The sequence below is a fragment of the Streptomyces sp. NPDC047028 genome (assembly GCF_040644095.1).
GTDB lineage: Bacteria > Actinomycetota > Actinomycetes > Streptomycetales > Streptomycetaceae > Streptomyces.
In genome coordinates, this window is the sequence record NZ_JBEYVS010000002.1 from 234,116 (window position 1) to 255,331 (window position 21,216).

16 protein-coding genes are annotated in these 21,216 nt (G+C 72.0%); 10 read left to right on the forward strand and 6 right to left on the reverse strand.

Going from position 1 to position 21,216, the window contains the following annotated elements; all coding sequences use genetic code 11:
• Positions 1–176 precede the first annotated feature (176 nt).
• The 9 genes from ABZ854_RS03200 (at position 177) to ABZ854_RS03240 (ending at position 12,724) form a co-directional block, all read left to right on the forward strand.
• Complete coding sequence (locus tag ABZ854_RS03200; RefSeq protein ID WP_361203353.1) at positions 177–581, forward strand: hypothetical protein; 405 nt, start codon at positions 177–179, stop codon at positions 579–581.
• Between the two features lie 73 nt (positions 582–654).
• A complete protein-coding gene (locus ABZ854_RS03205) occupies positions 655–1,674 on the forward strand; it encodes a YihY/virulence factor BrkB family protein (protein WP_361203356.1) in 1,020 nt (339 codons plus the stop codon).
• Between the two features lie 88 nt (positions 1,675–1,762).
• Positions 1,763–2,632 (forward strand): DMT family transporter, encoded by an 870-nt coding sequence (locus tag ABZ854_RS03210; protein WP_361203359.1) that lies wholly within the window; start codon positions 1,763–1,765, stop codon positions 2,630–2,632.
• A gap of 175 nt (positions 2,633–2,807) precedes the next feature.
• Positions 2,808–3,833, forward strand: coding sequence for an ABC transporter ATP-binding protein (locus ABZ854_RS03215; RefSeq protein ID WP_361203362.1), 1,026 nt, complete (start codon positions 2,808–2,810; stop codon positions 3,831–3,833).
• Complete coding sequence (locus ABZ854_RS03220; RefSeq protein ID WP_361203365.1) at positions 3,830–5,188, forward strand: ABC transporter permease; 1,359 nt, start codon at positions 3,830–3,832, stop codon at positions 5,186–5,188. The genes ABZ854_RS03215 and ABZ854_RS03220 overlap by 4 nt, the downstream gene beginning before the upstream one ends.
• 4 nt (positions 5,189–5,192) lie before the next feature.
• Complete coding sequence (locus ABZ854_RS03225; RefSeq protein ID WP_361203368.1) at positions 5,193–7,952, forward strand: alkaline phosphatase family protein; 2,760 nt, start codon at positions 5,193–5,195, stop codon at positions 7,950–7,952.
• A 181-nt stretch (positions 7,953–8,133) separates the two neighbouring features.
• Positions 8,134–9,336: an EfeM/EfeO family lipoprotein gene (locus ABZ854_RS03230; protein ID WP_361203371.1), complete on the forward strand. Its 1,203-nt coding sequence runs from the start codon at positions 8,134–8,136 to the stop codon at positions 9,334–9,336.
• The gene (gene efeB / locus ABZ854_RS03235) at positions 9,333–10,664 is read left to right on the forward strand and encodes an iron uptake transporter deferrochelatase/peroxidase subunit (protein WP_361203374.1); all 1,332 of its coding nucleotides are present in this window, start codon (positions 9,333–9,335) and stop codon (positions 10,662–10,664) included. The genes ABZ854_RS03230 and efeB overlap by 4 nt, the downstream gene beginning before the upstream one ends.
• A gap of 206 nt (positions 10,665–10,870) precedes the next feature.
• Positions 10,871–12,724, forward strand: a complete 1,854-nt coding sequence (locus ABZ854_RS03240) for an alkaline phosphatase family protein (RefSeq protein WP_361203377.1) — start codon at positions 10,871–10,873, stop codon at positions 12,722–12,724.
• Here the strand turns inward: ABZ854_RS03240 and lgt are convergent.
• The 6 genes from lgt to ABZ854_RS03270 all read right to left on the reverse strand — a co-directional run bounded on the left by lgt (position 12,690) and on the right by ABZ854_RS03270 (position 19,883).
• Complete coding sequence (lgt, locus tag ABZ854_RS03245; RefSeq protein ID WP_361203380.1) at positions 12,690–13,583, reverse strand: prolipoprotein diacylglyceryl transferase; 894 nt, start codon at positions 13,581–13,583, stop codon at positions 12,690–12,692. The two genes, ABZ854_RS03240 and lgt, sit on opposite strands and share 35 nt — an antisense overlap.
• A 140-nt stretch (positions 13,584–13,723) precedes the next feature.
• Positions 13,724–15,247 (reverse strand): aldehyde dehydrogenase family protein, encoded by a 1,524-nt coding sequence (locus ABZ854_RS03250; RefSeq protein ID WP_361203383.1) that lies wholly within the window; start codon positions 15,245–15,247, stop codon positions 13,724–13,726.
• Positions 15,248–15,303: 56 nt separating this feature from the next.
• Positions 15,304–16,629, reverse strand: a complete 1,326-nt coding sequence (locus tag ABZ854_RS03255; RefSeq protein ID WP_361203386.1) for a GAF domain-containing protein — start codon at positions 16,627–16,629, stop codon at positions 15,304–15,306.
• A 78-nt stretch (positions 16,630–16,707) separates the two neighbouring features.
• The gene (locus ABZ854_RS03260; RefSeq protein WP_361203389.1) at positions 16,708–17,307 is read right to left on the reverse strand and encodes an N-acetylmuramoyl-L-alanine amidase; all 600 of its coding nucleotides are present in this window, start codon (positions 17,305–17,307) and stop codon (positions 16,708–16,710) included.
• A gap of 84 nt (positions 17,308–17,391) precedes the next feature.
• Complete coding sequence (locus ABZ854_RS03265; RefSeq protein WP_361203392.1) at positions 17,392–18,405, reverse strand: acetamidase/formamidase family protein; 1,014 nt, start codon at positions 18,403–18,405, stop codon at positions 17,392–17,394.
• Positions 18,402–19,883, reverse strand: a complete 1,482-nt coding sequence (locus ABZ854_RS03270) for an APC family permease (RefSeq protein ID WP_361203395.1) — start codon at positions 19,881–19,883, stop codon at positions 18,402–18,404. The genes ABZ854_RS03265 and ABZ854_RS03270 overlap by 4 nt, the downstream gene beginning before the upstream one ends.
• Positions 19,884–20,280: 397 nt before the next feature.
• Between ABZ854_RS03270 and ABZ854_RS03275 the strand changes: the two genes are divergently transcribed.
• Positions 20,281–21,207 carry a DUF4232 domain-containing protein gene (locus tag ABZ854_RS03275; RefSeq protein WP_361203398.1) on the forward strand — a complete coding sequence of 309 codons (927 nt, stop codon included), beginning with the start codon at positions 20,281–20,283 and terminating at the stop codon, positions 21,205–21,207.
• Positions 21,208–21,216: the final 9 nt, after the last annotated feature.

Here is a 21,216-nt window from a genome sequence, read left to right on the forward strand (position 1 = left end):
AACTTCTTCGCACGCCTGACGCGTGACCGGGTAAGGAGCGGCCGAATCATGACAGACAGAAAAAATGCCTGCGCAGAGTATCGGCCGCACCGTCGCCCGCGGCGTTTCGCCACGGCCCGGCGGGAGACTCCGGACAGAGAGCGCACGTGCCGCCCCCCCCGCCGGCAGGAGACCCGATGAGGAAGTGGAAGAGGACGTGGAGACACAGGAAGGAGCGCCCGGCGGAGATCGTCCGCCTGGAGCTGTGCGACCTGTGCGGGGCGACGTTCGCCGAAGGCGAGGCGGTCCAGGGATACGTGCCCGACTCCTCCGCCGTCAGCCCGGGCAACGACTGCTGGGACGGCCTCAGGCGCATCACGGCGTGCGGACCCGCACACTTCGCCGCCCTGCGCGAGAACTACCGGCACCGCCCCTTCACCCAGGAGGAGCTGTGGGCGGCGAAGATCGACCGCGCCCTCACCGAGGGCCCGCCGGTCCTGAGCCTGCTGGAGCTGGGCTGCCGCACCGGTCTGCACGAGCCCGACATCCGGCGCGCCATCGCCTGGCACAACGAGCACCTGCCACCACGGACCGACCTATGATCGCTGCGCCGCGTCGAACCGCACCACCGGCGCAGCCGACCGGACTGCGGTGAGACGGCACGGGGCGTGACGCATGGACTTCCTGGAGCGGGTGGACGGCTACCAACGCCGCCACCGCTGGATCGGCCTGCCGCTCGCCGTGGTCTACAAGTTCTACGACGACCAGGCGCTGTACCTCGCCTCCCTGCTCACCTACTACGGCTTCCTCTCGCTCTTCCCGCTGCTGCTCATCCTCGTCGCCGTCCTGAACACGCTCCTGAGCGGCAATCCCGACCTGCAGCACCGGGTGCTGGACTCGGCGCTGGGCGAGTTCCCGGTCATCGGCGACCAGCTCGGGGAGAACATCCACTCCTTCCACAGCAGCGGCGTCGCCCTCGCCGTCGGTATCGCGGGCAGCCTCTACGGCTCCCTCGGCGTCGCCCAGGCCGCGCAGTACGCCCTCAACAAGGTCTGGGCGGTCCCGCGGCACGCCCGGCCGGACCCCCTGCGCTCACGCCTGAAGGGCATCGTGTTCCTGCTGCTCCTGGCGTGCGGGCTGTGCGCCCTGACCCTGCTGTCGGTGGCCGCCTCCCAGAAGTACCTCTTCGGGGTACGGCTGCAGAACGGCAGCTGGACCTGGATCGCCGCCACGGCGGGCTCGATCTGCCTCAACACCGTTCTGCTGCTGGTGAGTTACCGGCTGCTGACCCACCGCAGACTCCCGCTGCGCCGGCTGACCGGCGCGGCCGTGGGCGCCGCCTGCGCCTGGCAGGCGCTCCAGTGGGTCGGCTCCTACTACGTCAGCCACGTCCTGCGCGGGGCCACCGCCACCTACGGCCTGTTCGGCATCGTCCTGGGCCTGCTGGCCTGGCTGTACGTGGCGGCGCTGATCTTCCTCACGGCGGCCGAGGTGGACTCCGTACGGATCATGCGGCTCTGGCCGCGCAGCCTGATGACGCCGTTCACCGACCGGGTGCACCTCAGCGCCGGTGACCGCCGCGCCTACCGGTCGTACGTCACCACCGAGGCGTTCAAGGGTTTCCAGAAGATCAGCGTGCACTTCGACCCGCCCCCCAACCCGCTGCGCGGCGAACCTCCGGAGGACGGCCCGTGACGGCGCGGGGCGGGTGGGGCAGACGGGGCGGGCGGGACGGGGTGGCGCGGGGGGCCGGCAGCAGCACGGGACACGACGGGTAGCGCGCATGATCTATGTCTTCGGCCTGGCCGCCGCGTGCGCCCTCGGCATCGGCTTCGTGCTCCAGCAGCACGCCGCCGAACGGGCGCCCGTCGGCGACGTCCTGCACTTCCGCCTGCTGTGGGACCTCGCGCACAGCCGGATGTGGCTCGGCGGCATCGCCTGCATGGTCGTCGGGCAGCTGCTGAGCGCGGTCGCGCTCGGCAAGGGCGAGCTGTCGCAGGTCGAGCCGCTGCTGGTCACCAACCTCCTGTTCGCCTTCGCCCTGGCCAGCCGGCTGAGCGGCCAGCGCCTCGGTTCGTCGGGCTGGGTCGGCGTACTGCTGCTCGGCGGGGGAGTGGCCGCGTTCACCCTGGCCGGCCGGCCCAGCGCCGGAACCGCGGAGGACATCGGGGCCCTCCGGCGATGGCTGGTCATCGGCGTGGTCATCGGCCTGGCCCTCGTACTGATCGCCACCGCCCGTCACCTGCCCCTGTTCGAGGAGCCACCGCTGCTGGCCACCGCCGCCGGCCTGCTCTACGGCCTGCAGGACGCCCTGACCCGGGTGTCCATCGACGTCTTCGGCAGCCAGGGGCTCCTGGCCCTGCTCGTCCGCTGGGAGCCGTACACCCTGATCGCGCTCGCCGTCACCGGTCTGATGCTGGTGCAGAGCGCCTTCGAGGCGGGGCCGCTGCGCATGTCGCTGCCGGCGCTCACCGCGGCCGAACCGCTCGCGGGCATCGCCTGTGGCATCGGATTCCTCGGCGACCAGTTGCGCACCGACGTCGCCGCGCTCGCCTGGGAGGCGGCGGGACTGAGCGGCATCGTCGTCGGCGTGTTCGTCCTGGCCCTGCATCCGGCCATGCCCGGCCAAGTGCCCGCCAAGGAAGGGGACTAGCACAGGTACTCCCGGGGCGAGACGCACCCGTAGATCCTCCAACTCCCGCTTGGTGCCGGTCTGTCCGCAGCACTCGCCGATGTTGACGATCCGTTCCTCACCCGTTCAGCCACGTGTCCCCGGCCGGGTCGTGTGCCGTCCCTAGGTTCCGTGAGCGTTGCGGAGGAAGGGACTCATGGACACACTCCTCGCGGTCCGGGCGCGCGCGATCACCAAGTGCTTCGGCGACGTCGTCGCGCTCGACGGCATCGACCTCGATGTGAGACCGGGCCGGATCCACGGCCTGGCCGGGCCGAACGGCGCGGGCAAGACGACCCTGCTCGGCCTCCTGCTGGGCCTGGCCACGGCCGACGACGGCAGCCTGGAGATCCTCGGCACGCCGATCGGCCGGGCACCCGCCGCTCCCGACGGCGTCGCCGGGTTCGTGGACGGTCCCGGTCTCTACCCGTCGCTCACCGCCCGGCAGAACCTCGCGGCGCTGGCCGCCCTGCGCGGCGGTGACCCACGCACCGCCGGCATCGACGACGTGCTCGACGAAGTCGGGCTCACCGACGTGGCCGACGACCGCACCCGCGGCTTCTCGCTCGGCATGCGCCAACGGCTCGGACTCGCCGCCGCCCTGCTCACCCGGCCCCGGCTGCTCGTGCTCGACGAACCAGCCAACGGCCTCGACCCGGCCGGCGCGCGGCACGTGCACGGCGTCCTCACCCGGCTCGCCGCGGACGGAACCGCCGTCGTGCTCTCCAGCCACCGCATGGACGACCTCGAAGCGCTGTGCTCCGAGGTCACCGTCCTCGCCACCGGCCGGGTCGTCTTCTCCGGTCCGCTCGCCGGGCTGGCCGCCGAGAACCGCACCCTGGACTACCGCTTGGTCACCTCCGACCGGGAGGCCGCCCGCCGGACGGCCGAGGACACGTCCGGCGTCCACGTCGTCGACGACACCGGCGCGCGGCAGTGCGCCGGGACACTCTTCGTCCGCGCGCACGTGCCCGCCCTCGACGCCCTGGTGACCGCGCTCGTGCGCACGGGCGTCGCGGTGCGTGAGCTGACCCCCGTCGTGTCCCCGCTCGAAGCAGCCTTCCTCGCCCTGACCGAGGGGCGGACGACGGATCCGACGCCCGCACCCACGGCCCGAGACCGCCCCGCCGCCGACTGCAGCGCACCGCCGCACGCCGGCGAGCGGCAGGGGGTCCGCCGGTGACCGCCGCCACTGTCGAGAGCCGCGCCCCCGCCGCCCGGCCCGTGTCGGTGCCCCGCGGATACCGCTTCGAGCTGGTCAAACTCCTCTCGCAGTGGCGGGTCCGCCTGCTGCTCCTCGTCTGCTGGATCGCGCCGGCCCTCTTCGTCGCCGCCGTGAGCCGGCAGAGCACGCTCCCCACCGACACCCTCTTCGGACGCTGGATGCCCGCCACCGGCTGGGCCGGACCGCTCGTGACGCTCGGCTTCGCCGGAACCTGGGCGCTTCCGCTGCTGACCTCGGTGGTCGGTGGGGACGTGTTCGCGGCCGAGGACCGGCTGGGCACCTGGCGCCATCTGCTCGTGGCCGTGCGCTCGCCCCGGCGGATCTTCGTGGCGAAGGCCCTGGCCGGCCTCACCGTCATCCTTCTGCTGGTGGCCGGACTGGCCTGTTCCAGCACGGCCGGCGGGCTCGTGGCGGTCGGCGACCGGCCCTTGGTCGGCCTCGACGGCCGCCTGCTGGCCCCGTCGGACGCGGCCGGAAAGGTCCTCCTCGCCTGGCTCTGCGTGCTCGCCCCCACCCTGGCCCTGGCCGGCGTCGGCCTCCTCGGGTCGGTCGCGCTGGGGCGCTCTCCGATGGGCCTGCTGCTGCCCGCTGTCGTCGCGCTCGTGCTGCAGCTCGCCCAGTTGCTGCCGCTGCCCGTCGCCGTGCGACTCGCCCTGCCCAGCTACGCCTTCATCGCCTGGAACGGCCTGTTCACCGACCCGGTGCGGACCGGCCCCCTGCTGATCTCCAGCGCCGTCAGCCTGACCTGGGCCGTCCTCGCGACTTCGCTGGCCCATCTGCTGTTCCTGCGACGCGACTTCACCCACCCGGTCCAGGACGGTGCCGGGCGCCGCGCACGTGCCGCCGCGCTCCTGGCACCGGCCGCCCTGGTCGTCCTCACCGTCGTGGTCGTCGCCGCCGCGATCCCGTCCGCCGGTTCCGGCATCCGGCAGGACAAGGTGCAGCGGTCACTCGCCACGGCCTTCGCCCACCTCTACCGGCTGCAGGCCCGCCAGTTTCACCGCCCCGACGTCACCGAGGCGCGGCTGCGGGCCACCGCCGCGTGCACCAAGGGAGCCGGCCGGCTCGCCGCCCAGGGACCGGGCAACGACTGGCGGTGCGTCGTCTCCTGGCACCTGCCCGGCGTCGACGCCACCGGACAGGCCGTCTACCAGCTGGACATCACCGCGGACGGCCGGTTCGTCGCCGACGGCGACGGACCGAAGGACGTCAACGGCTACTTCCCGGTGCACACCCGGGCCGGGGACGCGCCCAACCCGCTCTGGCAGTTCGACGGCAGCGTCGATCTGCTCTCCACCACCCCGAAGGGATGAGTCCATGCAGGTGACACGCCGCCGCAGGCGGGCCGAACAGGCGCGGTCCGGCCTTTCCGGAAGACGCGTCGGCCGCCGCCCTACACCCCTCCTGACGGCAGGGGCGACAGCGCTCGCCCTGACGGCCGCCGGTACGGCCTTCGCCCAGACCCACCAGTTCGGCACGGACCAGGTCGGCCAGGTCACGGCGAGGGGCCGGGTCGTCTCCAGCGACCAGTACATCGCCCCGTACGGGGAACGCCTGGTCATCGACCAGGGCAAGATCATGTCGTCCGAGGTCAGCCCGGACGGCACCCACCTCGCGGCCTCGGTCACCGACGGCGGGGCCGCGCTGACGATCGTGAACCTGAAGACATGGAAGACCCAGCAGCTCGTCGGCGCCTCCGCGTCGGCGGACCTACGCATCGCGAGCAACTCCGTGGGCCAGGAAGGCCCCGTCTACTCGCCCGACGGCACGCAGCTGTGGCTCGGCCAGACCGACGGCTACACGCGGTTCACCGTTCGCCCCGACGGCAGCCTCGCCGACCCGGTGTCCGTGCCCGTCCCGGCACAGGGCGCCCGGCACGCGCTCGTCGGCCAGGCGGTGTTCTCGTCCGACGGATCCACCGTCTACTCCGCCGTCAACGGCCAGAACCGGGTCGTCGCCCTCGACGCGGCGACCGGCGCGATCGAGCGGAGCTGGGCCGTGGGCAACGCCCCCCGCGACCTGGTCAAGGCCGGTGGCAAGCTCTACGTCAGCAACGAGGGCGGGCGCCCGGCGAAGCCCGGTGACACGACGCTCAACTCCTACGGCACCCAGGTGCCGGCCGACCCGAGGACGGGCGCCACCACCACCGGCACGGTCGGCGTGATCGACCTGACGAACCCGCACGTCCCCGTCACCAGCATCGACGTCGGCCTGCACCCGACCGCGCTGTACGCGGGCAAGGGCGCTGTGTTCGTCACCGACACGGCCGGCAACGACGTGTCGGTCATCGACACCGCCCGCGACAAGGTCGTACAGACCATAGCCACCCAGCCCTGGCCGGAAGCCTCCGTCGGCTACGAGCCGGACGCGGTGACGCTCAAGGACGACGGCCACCTGCTCGTCACGCTCGGGCGCGCCGACGCGGTCGCCGTCTACCGGTACACCACGGCCCAGGAACCGGTCAGCTACGTCGGCCTGCTCCCCACGGACTACTTCCCCGCCGAGATCGCCACCGTCGGCGACCAGGTCGTCGTCTCCAACACCCGCGGCATGGACGCCCGCCGGGCAGGCGACGAGGCCGGGCACGGCACCCACGACACGACGTCGAGCGTGCAGCGGTTCACGCTGCCCGACGACAGCGTCATCCGTTCTCAGACGGCCAAGGTCTTCCGGCAGAACGGCTGGAGCCGCGGTGCCGTCACCACGAGCAAGGGCGGACACCACGCGAAACCGGTGCCGGTGCCCGCCCGGCTCGGCGACCCCTCGACGATCAGACACGTCTTCCTGATCGTCAAGGAGAACCGCACCTACGACCAGCTCTTCGGTGACATACCGAAGGGCGACGGCGACCCCTCGCTGGCCGAGTTCGGCGAGAACGTGACCCCCAACCAGCACGCGCTGACCCGGCAGTTCGGCCTGTACGACAACACCTACGACATCGGCACCAACTCCGCCGAGGGCCACAACTGGCTGATGCAGGCCGACGACCCGGAGTACACCGAGTCCTCCGCCGGTGAGTACGCGCGCAGTTACGACACCGAGGACGACGCCCTCGGCCACCAGCGGACCGGTTTCCTGTGGACCGGGGCGCAGGCCGCCGGCCAGTCGGTGCGCGACTTCGGCGAGTTCCAGCAGTTCCTGACCAAGCCGTCGGGCGCGAGCTGGCAGAACCTGTACTGCGACGCGAAGACCATGGCGGCCACCGGAGAGGACACCGACTACCCGCTGAACTCGTCCTCGCCCATCCCGTCGCTCAACTCCGTGTCGGTGCACGGGTTCCCGAAGTTCGACACGAGCGTCCCGGACGTCTACCGGGAGCAGATCTGGAAGCGGGACTTCGAGAAGAACGGGCCGGCGAACCTGAACATGTTCTGGCTCTCCAGCGACCACACCGGCGGCCCCGCGAGCGCCCCCGCCCAGGTCGCCGACAACGACCTCGCCACCGGCAGGATCGTCGACGAGATCTCCCACAGCAGGTACTGGAAGGACTCCGCGATCTTCGTCGTCGAGGACGACTCCCAGGCCGGCCTCGATCACGTCGACGGCCACCGCGCCCCGATCCAGATCATCAGCCCCTGGGCCCGGCACGGCAGTGTCGACAGCCACTACTACTCGCAGATCACGATGATCCGGACCATCGAGCAGATCCTCGGGATCCACCCGATGAACCAGAAGGACAGCGCGGCCACCCCCATGCGCGCGGCCTTCACCCGCCACCCGGACCGGAAGCCGTTCACGGCGCTGCCCAACCGGGTCCCGCTGACCGCCGGCCTGAAGACCCCGCCCGCCTGTGGCGTGGACACCCCCGCCCCGCCGAACCCCGCCGCGGCCGCGGTGCCCGCCGCGAAGGCACCGGCGGACGAGCGGGCGCTCGCGGCCACCTGGCAGACGTGGAAGTCACACCAGCGGCTCACCGGCCCGCACGCCGTGCCCGACTACGCCAACCCCGCGCAGATGAACCACTTCACGTGGTACGAGACGCACAACTGGACCCAGCCGTACCCCGGCGAGCGCAGGATCTTCGCACCGAAGGACGTACCGGGCGCCTACCTCCCGTCGTCGGAGTCCGACGGCTGAACCGGCACGACGTCCCGGGCCGGTGCCGGTGCTGTTCTCGGAACCGGCCGGGGCGTCGTCCGTCCGGTGAACCCACGGGGAACTCTTGGCATCCGTCCGGTTCGGGCGGGTGTTCGCCGATCGCGGCTGCGTAGCATGAGCGGTCGCAGCACGTGATCCGCGTCGTCCGGGAGGCTCGAACATGCCCGTGTCCGTCCGCAGGCCACCGCCGGCGGCACGTCTGTGGACGGGGGGCGCGCTGCTCCTCACCCTGGCCCTGCTGGGCACGGTGCTCGCACTGTCCGGCGGCGCGTCGCACGGCGCGCGTGCCGACGACGGCCCGCCGCACACCACGGTCGAGGTGTCGCCGAGCCGGTGCGGTCGCGGCTGGACCCGCCCCGTGCCCGGCGTCCAGGTCTTCGACCTGCACAACACCTCCGGCGCGGCCGCCGAGGTGTACCTGGAGGACCCGCGGAGTGAGACCGTGTACGGCGAGGTGGAGGGCGTCGGCCCCGGTACGACTCGGGAGTTGACCGTGCGCATCGGAAAGGGTTCGTACGCGTTCAAGTGCGTGCCCGACGACGCCGACGCCGTCACCGGGCCCACGGTCCGCGTCACCGCCGGCACGGCCGGTCCGCGCGCGGCCCCGGTCACCGAGCACGATCTGATCCCGCCGGCGATCGGCTACCAGAAGTGGGTCGGCCACGGTCTCGACGAGGTGCTCCGGCTGACCGGGAGCCTGCGGGCCGCGATCGACCGCGGGGACCTGGCGGCGGCCCGCACGGCATGGCTGCCGGCCCACCTGGAGTACGAGCGGCTCGGGGCCGCCTACGACGCCTTCGGTGCCGCGGACGCACGGATCAACGGCACGGACGCCGGACTGCCCGACGTCGTCCACGACAAGGACTTCACCGGCTTCCACCGCGTCGAGTACGGCCTGTGGCACGGCCGGTCCGCGCACGCGCTGCGAGCGCCGGCGGCCGCCCTGCTCACCGCGGTCACCGCGCTGCGCGACGACTGGGCGCAGACCCGCATGGACCCGGCCCAGCTCGGGCTGCGGGCCCACGAGATCCTGGAGAACACCGTTCAGTCCGAGCTGACCGGCCGCACCGACTTCGGCAGCGGCAGCAACCTCGCCACCGCCCGCGCCAACCTCGACGGCACCCGCGAGGTCCTGTCCCGGCTGCGCCCCCTGCTCACCACCCGGTACGCCGGTCTGCCCGTGCTGGACCGCCGGCTGGACCGCGCGCAGCACACCCTGGACGCCTTCCACCACGACGGCGAGTGGACCCCGCTCAACCGCCTGCGCCGCGGCGACCGCGAGACGGTGAACGCGGACCTCGGCGACCTGGTGGAACGTCTGGCCTCAGTAGCCACCCTGTGCGACCCGCGGAGGACGGTATGAACGGGCGGGGCGGGAACGCGGCGGGTATGCCCTCGGCGGGCGCGAGCCCGGGAGGGGCGGCCGCGCGGGACGGCGCGCTCCCGGCGGGCGCGAGCCCGGGAAGGCACTCCGGTGGCGTGGGCCGGCGCGGCTTCCTGCGGGGAGCGGCGCTCGCGGGTGCGGGGCTGGCCACGGGCGGCGCGGCCGCGCCGGGCGCACCCGTCGCCGTCGCCGGTCCGGGTCTCGGTCCAGTGGCGCCCTTCCACGGAGCGCACCAGCGGTCGGCCATCGCCGCCCCCCGCCGGGCCACCGCCTTCGTCTCCTTCGACGTGACCGCCGTGAACCGCGCCGAGCTGACCGACCTCCTGCGCACGCTGACCGAGCGGGCCCGCTTCCTGACCGCGGGCGGCACCCCCTCCCCGGAGGGCATCACGGCCCCGCCGCCGGACTCCGGGATCCTGGGCGGCAGTCTCCCGTCCGGCGCGCTGGCGGTGACCGTCGGCGTCGGCGCCGCCCTCTTCGACGACCGCTTCGGCCTGACGGCCCGGCGCCCGCGCCGGCTGACCACCATGCCGTCCTTCCCGGACGACGACCTGAACCCCGACTGGTGCCACGGCGACCTCGCCGTACAGTTGCACGCCGACGACCCGGACACCGTGCTGCACGCCCTGCGTGACATCGCGCGGCACACCCGGGGCGCTCTCCAGGTCCGCTGGCGCCTCGACGGCTTCAGCAGCCCGCCCCGCCCGTCCGGCACCCCGCGCAACCTCATGGGGTTCAAGGACGGCACCGCCAACCCGGACGCCGGAGACGGCCGCGCGATGGACCGGCTGGTGTGGGTCGGCAAGGGCACGGGCGAGCCCGACTGGGCGGTCGGCGGCAGCTACCAGGCCGTACGGCTGATCCGGATGCTCGTCGAGTTCTGGGACCGTGTCTCCCTCGGCGAGCAGGAGCGGATGTTCGGCCGGTCCCGGGAGTCCGGCGCGCCCCTGGACGGTGACGCCGAGCACGACACCCCGCACTACGCCGACGACCCCAAGGGCGACGTGATCCCGCTCGACAGCCACATCCGGCTGGCCAACCCGCGCACCCCGGGGACGGCGGACCAGCGCCTCCTGCGGCGGGCCTACAACTACGACCGGGGCATGGACAGCAACGGCAACCTCGACATGGGCCTGCTGTTCTGCTGCTACCAGCAGGATCTGGCCCGGCAGTTCGAGACCGTGCAGAAGCGCCTGGCCGGCGAGCCGCTGACCGACTACATCACGCCGTTCGGCGGCGGCTTTTTTTTCACCCTGCCCGGGGTACGCGACCATGCGGACTGGTACGGGCGAACACTGATCACGTAGCAGACTCCCAGCGATCAATTTCGGCCGAATGAGTCAATGGACGGTCAAGAATTGGCCTGGCTTCCCTGACCCGGTGTTCACTCGCGGGCCATCATGGCTCAGCCGGTACGCCGTATCACCGGTTGAAGATCCCAGACCGTACGACGCAGTGACGTTCATGCAATGACGTTCATGCGGTGACGTTCATGTCCGGAGGGTGAATCAGCATGGCCAGCAGGGGAAGACGAGCAGTGCTACGGAGCCTGGGGGCGCTCACCGGCGCCGCCGCGCTCACCGTTCTCGGCGGGGCCGCGCCCACCTGGGCCGCCGCGCCCACGGGCCACCACGGGCACCACGGCCCCGCCCGGACGGCCACCCCGATCAAGCACGTGGTCGTCCTGTTCGACGAGAACATCGCCTTCGACCACTACTTCGCCACCTACCCCAAGGCGGCCAACACCGACGGAACGCCGTTCACGGCGTCGAAGAGGACACCGAAGCACATCGACACCCTGGCCAACGCCGGACTGCTGACCAAGAACCCCAACCAGTACCCGCCCAAGCGGCTCGGCCCGGCACAGGCCATGACCTGCGACCAGAACCACTCCTACGGGCCCGAGCAGTACGCCTACAACGGCGGCAAGGCCGACCGGTTCGTACAGAACACCGAGGTCGACAAGTGCAGCGGCGGCCTGTTCGGCGAACCCGGACTGGCCATGGACTACTACGACGGCAACACCGTCACCGCGCTGTGGAACTACGCCCAGCACTACGCCCTCAGCGACCGTTCCTACAGCTCCAACTACGGCCCCTCCACCCCCGGCGCCATCAACGTGGTCTCGGGCCAGACCCACGGCGTGATCTCCACGGACCCGGCGTCCGGCACCGAGAACCCCGAGCAGACCTCCACGCCCGACCCGTACGCCGTCAAGTCCCCGGACGCCCACGGCGTCGGCACGATGATCAACGACCCGGACCCGGCCTACGACGACTGCGCCGGCAAGAACCACACGAGCGGTGACGCGCTCGCGGCCATGCGGGGCAGGAACATCGGCGACGTGCTCAACGCCAAGGGCGTGAGCTGGGGCTGGTTCCAGGGCGGCTTCCGCCCCTCGGCCCCCTGGGACGGCAAGCAGAGCCACTACGCGAAGTGCGACACCATGCACACCAACGTCGGCGGCGCCCCGGTCGTCGACTACAGCCCGCACCACGACCCGTTCCAGTACTACAGGTCGACGGCCAACCCGCACCACCTGCCGCCGAACAGCGTCGACGAGATCGGTCACGCCGGACAGGCCAACCACAACTACGACCTCACCGACCTCCACGCCGCGCTGAAGGCGGGCAAGCTGCCGGCCGTCAGCTTCGTCAAGGCGCCGTCGTACCAGGACGGCCACGCCGGCTACTCCGACCCGATCGACGAACAGCACTTCCTCGTCGACCAGATCAACGCCGTCCAGTCCTCCCCGCAGTGGAAGTCCACCGCCGTCGTCATCGCCTACGACGACTCCGACGGCTGGTACGACCACGCCTACGTCGCCCCGCGCAACGGCTCGACGGACACCACCCCCGGCTCCAACGGCAAGGCCACCGACAGCCCCGCCTGCCAGGCCGGTCCCGCCGCCGCGGGCGGATACCAGGACCGCTGCGGCCCCGGCACCCGACAGCCGCTGCTCGTGATCTCGCCGTACAGCAGGGTCAACAAGGTGTCGCACACCCTGACCGACCAGGCCTCGATCATCCGGTTCATCGAGAACAACTGGCACACCGCGCGGATCGGCGACCACTCCTTCGACGCCACGGCGGGCTCACTGGCCGGCATGTTCGACTTCCGTCACCCCAACGGCAAGCAGGTGCTCCTCAACCAGGACGGCTCGGTCAGGTCGGTCGGCCCGATCCGCGCCGTGGCACCGGTCGACGCCCGCATCACCCCGGGCCCGGCGATGCAGACCGCCGCGGCGGTCTCGGACGCCTCACCGTTCCCCGCGGTACCGGTGGGCATCGCCGCGGGCGCCCTCGTGGCAGCGGGCGCCACAGGAACGTTCCTCACTCTCCGCCGCCGGCAGCGCGACACGGCCTGACGGCCGCCGCCGCGTCACCGGCATCGTCATCCGCGTCCGGCAGGGGCACGTCGCCCGCCGGGCGCGGACGGCGGGTGGCGACCAGATACACGAGGGCGCCCGTGAACAGCGCCAGGGACACGTAGTCGTTCAGCCGCAGGCCCAGGAAATGATTGGCGTGGTCGATCCGCAGGGCCTCGATCCAGGCCCGCCCGGTGGTGTACGCGAGGACGTAACACGCGAACAGCCGTCCGCGCCGCAGCCGCTGGTGGTGGCGGGCGTCGAGCCAGAGCAGCAGCGCCACGACACCGAGGTCCCACAGGCACTCGTACAGGAAGGTGGGGTGGTACAGCGCGACGGTGGGGGAGTCGGCCGGGCGGTGCGCCGGGTCGATGTACAGCGCCCACGGCAGATGCGTGGGACGGCCGTACAGCTCCTGGTTGAAGTAGTTGCCCCACCGGCCGATCGCCTGCGCCAGCACCAGGCCGGGAGCGACCGCGTCGGCGAAGTCGGCCAGCCGGATGCCGCGCCGGCGGCAGCCCAGCCAGGCGCCCACCGCCCCGAGCGCGACGGCACCCGGGATGCCCAGACCGCCGTCCCAGATGTACAGCGCGCGCAACGGCTGCTTCCCGGCCGTGAAGTACAGCTCCGGGTCGGTGATCACGTGGTACAGCCGCCCACCGAGGATCCCGAACGGCACCGCCCAGACCGCGACGTCGGCCACGTCGTCCTTCCGGCCGCCCCGAGCCTCCCACCGCCGACCGGTGAGCCACACGGCGGCGAAGATGCCGGCCAGGATGCACAGCGCGTACGCGCGAACCGGCACCGGCCCGAGGTGCCACACCCCCTGAGACGGGCTGGGCAGGTACGCCAGGATCATCGACTAGACCGTTCTGCGCGCGCGAGACCGGCCCGGGGGCCGGTGAGACCCGCACGACAATACAGACCCCGAAAGAGCTCCCACCGGACCGCTCGACCCCGCTCAGACACCCTCCTGCGGCTGCCGCGCCTCCGCCGCTCCTAGAAGAAGCCCAGCTTTTTGGGGGAGTACGACACCAGGAGGTTCTTCGTCTGCTGGTAGTGCTCCAGCATCATCTTGTGCGTTTCGCGGCCGATCCCGGACTGCTTGTAGCCGCCGAACGCCGCGTGGGCCGGGTACGCGTGGTAGCAGTTCGTCCAGACGCGGCCCGCCTGGATCGCCCGGCCCGCGCGGTAGGCGGTGTTGATGTCCCGGGTCCACACGCCCGCCCCGAGCCCGTACAGGGTGTCGTTGGCGATCTTGACGGCGTCGTCGAAGTCGTCGAAGGAGGCCACCGAGACGACCGGGCCGAAGATCTCCTCCTGGAAGACCCGCATCCGGTTGTCGCCCTCGAAGATGGTCGGCTGGACGTAGTAACCGCCCTTCAGCTCGCCGTCGTACTCGACGCGTTCGCCGCCCGTGAGGACCTTCGCGCCCTCCTGCCGGCCGATGTCCAGGTAGGAGAGGATCTTCTCGAGCTGGTCGTTGGAGGCCTGGGCGCCGATCATCGTGTCGGTGTCGAGGGGGTGACCGGGCTTGATCCGCCGGGTGCGGGCCACGGCCGCGTCGAGGAATTCCGTGTAGTGGCCGCGCTGGACCAGAGCCCGGGACGGGCACGTGCACACCTCGCCCTGGTTGAGCGCGAACATGGTGAAGCCTTCCAGCGCCTTGTCGCGGAAGTCGTCGTCGTGCGCCCAGACGTCGTCGAAGAAGATGTTCGGCGACTTGCCACCGAGTTCCAGGGTGACCGGTTTGATGTTCTCCGAGGCGTACTGCATGATCAGCCGCCCGGTCGTGGTCTCCCCGGTGAACGCCACCTTCGCCACCCGCGGACTCGACGCGAGCGGTTTGCCTGCCTCCACCCCGAAGCCGTTGACGATGTTCAGCACACCAGGCGGCAGCAGGTCGGCGATCAGGCTCATCCAGTAGTGGATGGACGCCGGGGTCTGCTCGGCCGGCTTCAGGACGACCGCGTTGCCGGCCGCGAGTGCCGGCGCGACTTTCCAGGCCGCCATCAGGATCGGGAAGTTCCACGGGATGATCTGCGCGACGACCCCGAGCGGTTCGTGGAAGTGGTACGCCACCGTGTCGTCGTCGACCTCGCCCAGCGACCCCTCCTGGGCCCGGATGGCGCCCGCGAAGTAGCGGAAGTGGTCGATGGCGAGCGGGATGTCGGCCGCCAGCGTCTCCCGCACAGGCTTGCCGTTCTCCCAGCTCTCCGCCACCGCGAGCGGTTCGAGGTGGGCCGCCATGCGGTCGGCGATCTTCAGCAGGATGTCGGAGCGCTCCGTCACCGACGTGCGGCCCCACCCGGGAGCCGCCGCGTGCGCCGCGTCCAGCGCCCGCTCCACGTCCTCGGCGGTGCCACGCGCGATCTCGGTGAACGGCTGCCCGTTGACCGGTGACGGGTTCTCGAAGTACTGCCCCCGCGCCGGCGGCACGTACTCGCCACCGATGAAGTGGTCGTAGCGCGCCTGGTAGGAGACGATCGCGCCCTCGCTGCCGGGCGCCGCGTAACGGGTCATGCTGGTCTGCCTCCCCGGTGAAGCGCTGCCCGCCGTCGGACAGCTCTCGCGGGAGGCTAGGCGCGCGGACGTTGCGAGGACGTTGCACCGGGCTGATGTCCGCGAGCCCGGCCGGCCGCCGCGGTGAGCGACGGTGCCGCCAGCTCCCTCTCCAGGGCTGCCAGGCGGGCCCGCGCCGGTGCGGTGGGCCGGACGGCCGCCAGCGCCCGCCACACCTCCACGTCGTCCTCGCCCCACGGCGCGTGCGCCCAGTCCGCGAGCAGGTCGGGGTCGCGGTGCGCGATCAGCGCCGCCCGCAGACCGTCGGCGAGGCGGCGCCGCAGCCGTACGACCGCCGGGGCCTGCGAGCCGGGCAGCAGCGGACCGGCATACTCCTCCACCGCCGCGGTGAGCGCTCCGGTCTCCAGCCGCCGCTCCACGACCGTGGCGTCGCACTCCACCGCGGCCGTCAGCCGGTACGGCCGCGAGGCGAACAGGCCCGGTCCCAGCAGCCGTCTCAGCCGGGCGAGTTCGGCGCGCAGCGTCACCGGTGTCACCGACTCGTCCGCGTACAGCGCGCACAGCAGCTCGTCGCCGGTCAGGCCCTCGGGATGGCGGGCGAGCAGGACCAGCAGCTCGCTGTGCCGGCGGCCGAGCCTGATCCGGTGTCCGCCCTCCAGGCGCAGCGCGGCCTCGTCGCGGCCCAGGGCGCTCAGCACCGGGGTGCCGGCGGCGCCGGGCGGAGGGGCGAGCAGGGCGAGCTGCGACTCGGCCGCCCGCGCCACCGCCCGCACGAAGCCCAGACTGTGCGGGTGCGCCAGCCCGTCCCCGCCGGTGATGTCGACGGCGCCGAGGACCCGGCCGGTGCGCGGATCGTGCACCGGCGCGGCCGCGCAGGTCCACGGCTGCACCCGCCGGATGAAGTGCTCCGCGGCGAACACCTGCACCGGCCGGTCCACGGCCACCGCCGTGCCCGGCGCGTTGGTGCCCACCGCCGCCTCCGCCCAGCGGGCGCCCGGCACGAAGTTCATCCCGTCCGCCCGCCGCCGGGTCGCCGGATGCCCTTCGACCCACAGCAGCCTGCCGTGCGCGTCGCACACCGCGAGGAGATGCTCCCCGTCGGCCGCGAACGTGCCCAACAGCTCCCGGAACAACGGCATCACCCGGGACAGCGGATGCTCCGCGCGATAGGAGCCGAGGTCGCCGTCGGACAGCTCCACGCTCGCGGCGCCGTCCGGCCCGACACCGGCCCGCGCGCTGCGCCGCCACGACTCCGCCACCACGGACCGCACCGGGCGCGGCACCGTGCCCACCGTGGTGAACGTCTCGTGCGCGTGGCGCAGCACCCGCAGCCGCTCGGCCGGGTCGGCCCCCGGTTCCAGGGCCACCCATGGATCGGACAACTCGGCCTCCCCGGACGGTGTACGGCAGGCACCATCGTCACGCCCGGTGTCCGCGCGGACAACCGGTCCGACGCCGGCCTAGGCGAAATTGACCAGTCTGATGTAGCGGACCCAGTCCCAGTAGGGTCCCGGGTCGGTGTGGTCGGTGCCGGGCACCTGGATGTGGCCGATGATGTGCTCCCTGTCCTTCGGAATGCCGTACTTGGCGCAGACCGCCGCCGTCAGCTTCGCCGACTGCTCGTACAGGGCGTCGGTGAAGTAGGCGGGCTGGTCGATCCAGCCCTCGTGCTCGATGCCGATGCTGCGGGTGTTGTAGTCCCAGTTGCCCGCGTGCCAGGCGATGTTCGCCTCGCGCACGCACTGGGCGACGTGTCCGTCGGCCGAGCGGACCAGATAGTGGGCGGACACCGCCTTCTGCGGGTTCCGGAAGATGGCGAGGGCGTCGGTATAGGTCTCCTGCGTGACGTGGATGACCACACGGTCGATCGAGTAGGAGGACGGCCGGTTCGACGCCGTGTAGTTCGACGCGGTCGCCGGCTGCCATTCGGCCGGCGGATAGTCGACGGTCTGCGTCTGCGCACCGGCACGGGAGGCGGGGAGCAGTGCGTACGGGACGGCGGCGAGGGCCGCGCCCTTCAGGATCCGGCGTCTGCTCAGCTGCGGTCTTGCCCGGTCCATGTCCATCGTGAAGTGCCTTTCGGGGAGCAGGGGTGGGGGGAGGGCGTCACCTGAGAGGCCTCACCTGCGGCGGGGGGGACTGCGTCAGGGAAGGAGCGTCCGGGCCGTCTCCCGCAGTCGTGCGTGCATGCCGCGGTAGGTCTCCCGGGCGGGCAGCCACTCCTTGCGGAGCTTGGCCACGCACGTGTAGTTGGTGTCGCACACGTTGGCCAACGGTGATTCGACGGTCTGGGTTGCGAACTGATACGCGTCCGGCTCACTGAAGCCGTAGTCGCGCACCAGCCACTGCACCAGGTCGAGCTGCGATATCCGGAACGCGTCCTCCAGCGGGCGCGCCGAACCCGTCGAGATGATGTGCGTGTCCGATTCCAGCCGGGGCCACGGCGTGGCGACGTCCTTGAGGAGGTCGACGATGACCATGGTGTTCATCGCGCACTCCACCGCCACCCCGCACGTCTCTCCCTCCCCCTGGCGGGCATGCCCGTCACCGAGGCTGAGCAGGGCCCCGTCGACGTTCACCCCCAGGTAGCAGGTGACGCCGGCGCGCATCTCGGGCGTGTCCATGTTGCCGCCGTGCGCGTCCGGTACCAGCGCCGAACGCACCTCCAGGTTGGCGGGGGCCACGCCCACCGTGCCGTGCATGGGCTCCAGCGGCAGCTCCGCCTCGATGTCGCTGTCCCGAGCCCGGAACAGGGCGGTGCGCCGGGTGCGGTCCAGCTGCCAGATCCAGACCCGCTCCTCCAGGGGCGGCTGCAGCGACGCCGTGGTGTGCGTCGACGTCAGCGCGCCGAAGAGGGGGACGGTGGTGGACGCGGCCCAGTCCCGGGCCGGTTCGACGGACACGAAGTGCACCGCGATGGTGTCGCCCGGCTCGGCGCCCTCGATGTGGAAGGGGCCGGTCTGCGGGTTGAGGAACGGGAACTCGCAGACCTGCGACACGAGGTCCTTCTCCGAGCGCACCCGGCCGGCGAAGCAGTCCTCCGTGTACAGGTCGAGGACCGTGCCGGGCGCGATCCGCGCCACCGGGGGCGCGCCGCCGAAGGTCCACGCGTACGCGTCCGGTTCCGGGCGCACGGTCAGGATCCGGGGGTCGGTCATCGTGGAACGGTTCCCTTCTGGTCGGGGTGGGCCGCCGGTTCGTCGAGGTGGACCCGGGCCGTCTCGGCGACCCGGTCGGGGTGACGGCGTATCAGTGCCAGCAGGACGACGACTCCCAGCGCCATCCAGACGCCGACGACGGGGCCGGCGTACGACACCGGAGCTGTCAGCTCGGTGACGAAGTCGAACACCGGGAGCCCGGCCGCGGTCAGCAGGGCGGGGATGAACGCCGCGATGCCCAGCACCGGGAACAGCAGGTGCCGTACCGGCTTCAGCGAGGCACGGCCCCCGCGTAGGAAGTGGCCCGCGCAGGCGAGATTCACGACGATGTAGACGCCGATGACGACGGTGACGATCACCGTGGCCAGCAGCAGGAACGCGGTGACGGGGTCGTAGCCGAAGCCGAGCCCGAGGACGGCGCCGACCGCCACCACGGTCTGCACCACGATGCCGGCGACGGGGGAGCGGTGCCGCGGGTGGAGCGTGGCGAGCAGCGCCGGGAAGACGCGGATGCGGGCCAGCGCGAAGGCCGTCCGGGTCGAGACGTTGGCGCAGGCGTTGGCGTTGGCGATCGTGGAGTTGACCACCGCGAGGAAGACCAGCACCCAGAAGAAGCCGAACGAGGCCCGGGCGACGCCTTCCCAGGACGCGCCGCCCGACGCGCCGAAGCCGGCGAACTTCTCCGGACCGAAGTACACCGTCATCGCGTAGGTCGTGACCACGTAGAACAGGCCGATGCCGAGGGCCGCTCCGAGGACCGCGCGATGCATCGTCCGCCGGGGATCGCGGGTCTCCTCGGCGAGCGGAGCCGCCGCCTCGAACCCGGCGAACGCCAGCACGGTGTACACGGACCCCGCGAAGACCCCGCCGATCCCCGAGTAGCCGTCCGCGGTGTGCGAGGTGCCGAACACCGACAGCGTGTTGCCCCCGCCGGCCTTGATGACGAGCCAGCCGGCGAACACGAGGAGGACCAGGATCTCGAAGACACCCAGCACGGTGCCGAACCTCGCCGAGGCACGGACGCCCAGGTATCCGGCGGCGGCGATCACGGCGGCACCGGCGAGCGACCAGGGCCACCAGAGGCCCGCCGGGTAGGCGGTCCACTCCTCGTGCAGCGTGCCCGCCGTGGTGAAGCCGAGTTGCAGGAGCAGCAGTGGCGGAACGAGCATCTCCACGAAGACGTAGCCCCAGCCGACGAGGAAGCCCACGGCCGGGTGCAGCCCGCGCGCCGCATAGGTGGCGACCGAGCCCGCGGCGGGCAGCTCTCGGGCCAGCTCGGCCACGCACGAAGCCGTGAACAGACAGGCCACCAGGGCGATCAGCACGGACAGGGGGAGGCTGCCGCCGGCGAAGGCCGCCCCGGACGGGATGGACGCGGCCACCGCGGCGGCCGGCGCCATGGCCGTGACGCTCTGGAACAGGACCTCGCGCAGCCCGATGGCATCGGGCCGCAGTGCCTCTGTCGTCTCACCCCTCATCTGTTCCCCCATCAGATCCGACGGACCGTCAATATGCTTGCCTTTATTCCCCGTTATCGAAGCTCCGCCGGCCCACCGGGGCCGTCGGACGGCTGTGCCTCGCGTGAATCACGGTACGGCTCGGGCGGGTTGGGCAGAAGGGCGCGCCGCGGATCCGTGGACAACGAGCCGATTGTGGAAAACTCGGCCACCCGATCGGGTGAAGCCCATCCGGTGCGGCCGCCGAGGCTCTCGTGCGTGGCTCTCGTGCGCGGCTCGGTGCGTGGCCTTCGTGCGCGGTTCGGTGCGGGGCGCTCGGTCCCGCTGGGGCACGGCGCGAGGCCCTTGTGACGGGGCTGTGACCGGAAGCGTGGCTTCCACCACAGACCCTGGGCTTCCCGCCTGATCGACTCGGCGGATGAGCCCCCTCCGCCTCCGGCCCGTGGCTGCCGCCGCTCTGTCCCTCGCCGCGCTCGGCATGCTGTCCGCCTGCGGCCGGGAAACAGCTGTCGGCGCCGGTCACCCGCCCGACTCCGTCGGCGGGGCATGCGGGACCCACCAGGCGAAAGCACCGTCCGCGTCCCAGCTGTCGCCGGCACCGCCCGACTCCTCCCGTCCCTCCGCGCAGGAGACGAACGGGGTGCGGATTACCGACCCGGGCGACGGTGCCCGCGGCTGCGCCGGGTTCCAGGTCACCAACCACGAGGACGTGACCCTCACCTACACCGTCACGTTCGGGTTCCGCTCCGCGTCCGGAGGCCTGAGGGCGACGGCGACCCGTGTCCTCGCCGGTGTGAAGCCCGGCCGAACCGTCAGCGGAACGCTCGGCCGCGGCGACGCGACCGCCTCCGACTGGTCCAGAGTGGACATCGTCAAGGTGCGCAGCGTCCCGACCGCCGAGGCACCGGCGCCGGGCGGCCCTTGTCCCGCGTCCGGGACACGGCTGTACGCCGACGACGGCGACGCGGCGATGGGCCTGCGTGTCGTCACGCTGCACCTGGAGAACTGCGGCAGCACTCCGTACCACCTGGCCAACTACCCCAGGATCAGCCCGCTCGGACTGGACCACCGGGCGGTGCCCGGCATTCGGATCCTCCACGGCGGCTCCGCCGTCGCGCAGGGCACGGGTGCCGACGGCCCGGCCCGTCCACTGACCCTGGTGCCGGGGGAGCGCGCGCATGCGGGACTGGTCTGGCGCAACACGGTTCTCGCCGGCACCCCGGTGAACGCCCCCTACGTCAGGGTCTGGGCGAAGCAGGGGGCGCGGCCGGTGACCGTGACCCCGGAACTGGACCTCGGGACGACGGGGAAGCTCGCGATCGGGCCCTGGAAGAGGGACGGGTGAGAGGAAACG

Coding starts and splice junctions, on each gene's coding strand:
- ABZ854_RS03200 (WP_361203353.1), top strand. CDS start 177: ATGAGGAAGTGGAAGAGGACGTGGAGACACAGGAAGGAGCGCCCGGCG.
- ABZ854_RS03205 (WP_361203356.1), top strand. CDS start 655: ATGGACTTCCTGGAGCGGGTGGACGGCTACCAACGCCGCCACCGCTGG.
- ABZ854_RS03210 (WP_361203359.1), top strand. CDS start 1,763: ATGATCTATGTCTTCGGCCTGGCCGCCGCGTGCGCCCTCGGCATCGGC.
- ABZ854_RS03215 (WP_361203362.1), top strand. CDS start 2,808: ATGGACACACTCCTCGCGGTCCGGGCGCGCGCGATCACCAAGTGCTTC.
- ABZ854_RS03225 (WP_361203368.1), top strand. CDS start 5,193: ATGCAGGTGACACGCCGCCGCAGGCGGGCCGAACAGGCGCGGTCCGGC.
- ABZ854_RS03230 (WP_361203371.1), top strand. CDS start 8,134: ATGCCCGTGTCCGTCCGCAGGCCACCGCCGGCGGCACGTCTGTGGACG.
- efeB (WP_361203374.1), top strand. CDS start 9,333: ATGAACGGGCGGGGCGGGAACGCGGCGGGTATGCCCTCGGCGGGCGCG.
- ABZ854_RS03240 (WP_361203377.1), top strand. CDS start 10,871: ATGGCCAGCAGGGGAAGACGAGCAGTGCTACGGAGCCTGGGGGCGCTC.
- lgt (WP_361203380.1), bottom strand. CDS start 13,583: ATGATCCTGGCGTACCTGCCCAGCCCGTCTCAGGGGGTGTGGCACCTC.
- ABZ854_RS03250 (WP_361203383.1), bottom strand. CDS start 15,247: ATGACCCGTTACGCGGCGCCCGGCAGCGAGGGCGCGATCGTCTCCTAC.
- ABZ854_RS03260 (WP_361203389.1), bottom strand. CDS start 17,307: ATGGACCGGGCAAGACCGCAGCTGAGCAGACGCCGGATCCTGAAGGGC.
- ABZ854_RS03265 (WP_361203392.1), bottom strand. CDS start 18,405: ATGACCGACCCCCGGATCCTGACCGTGCGCCCGGAACCGGACGCGTAC.
- ABZ854_RS03270 (WP_361203395.1), bottom strand. CDS start 19,883: ATGAGGGGTGAGACGACAGAGGCACTGCGGCCCGATGCCATCGGGCTG.
- ABZ854_RS03275 (WP_361203398.1), top strand. CDS start 20,281: ATGAGCCCCCTCCGCCTCCGGCCCGTGGCTGCCGCCGCTCTGTCCCTC.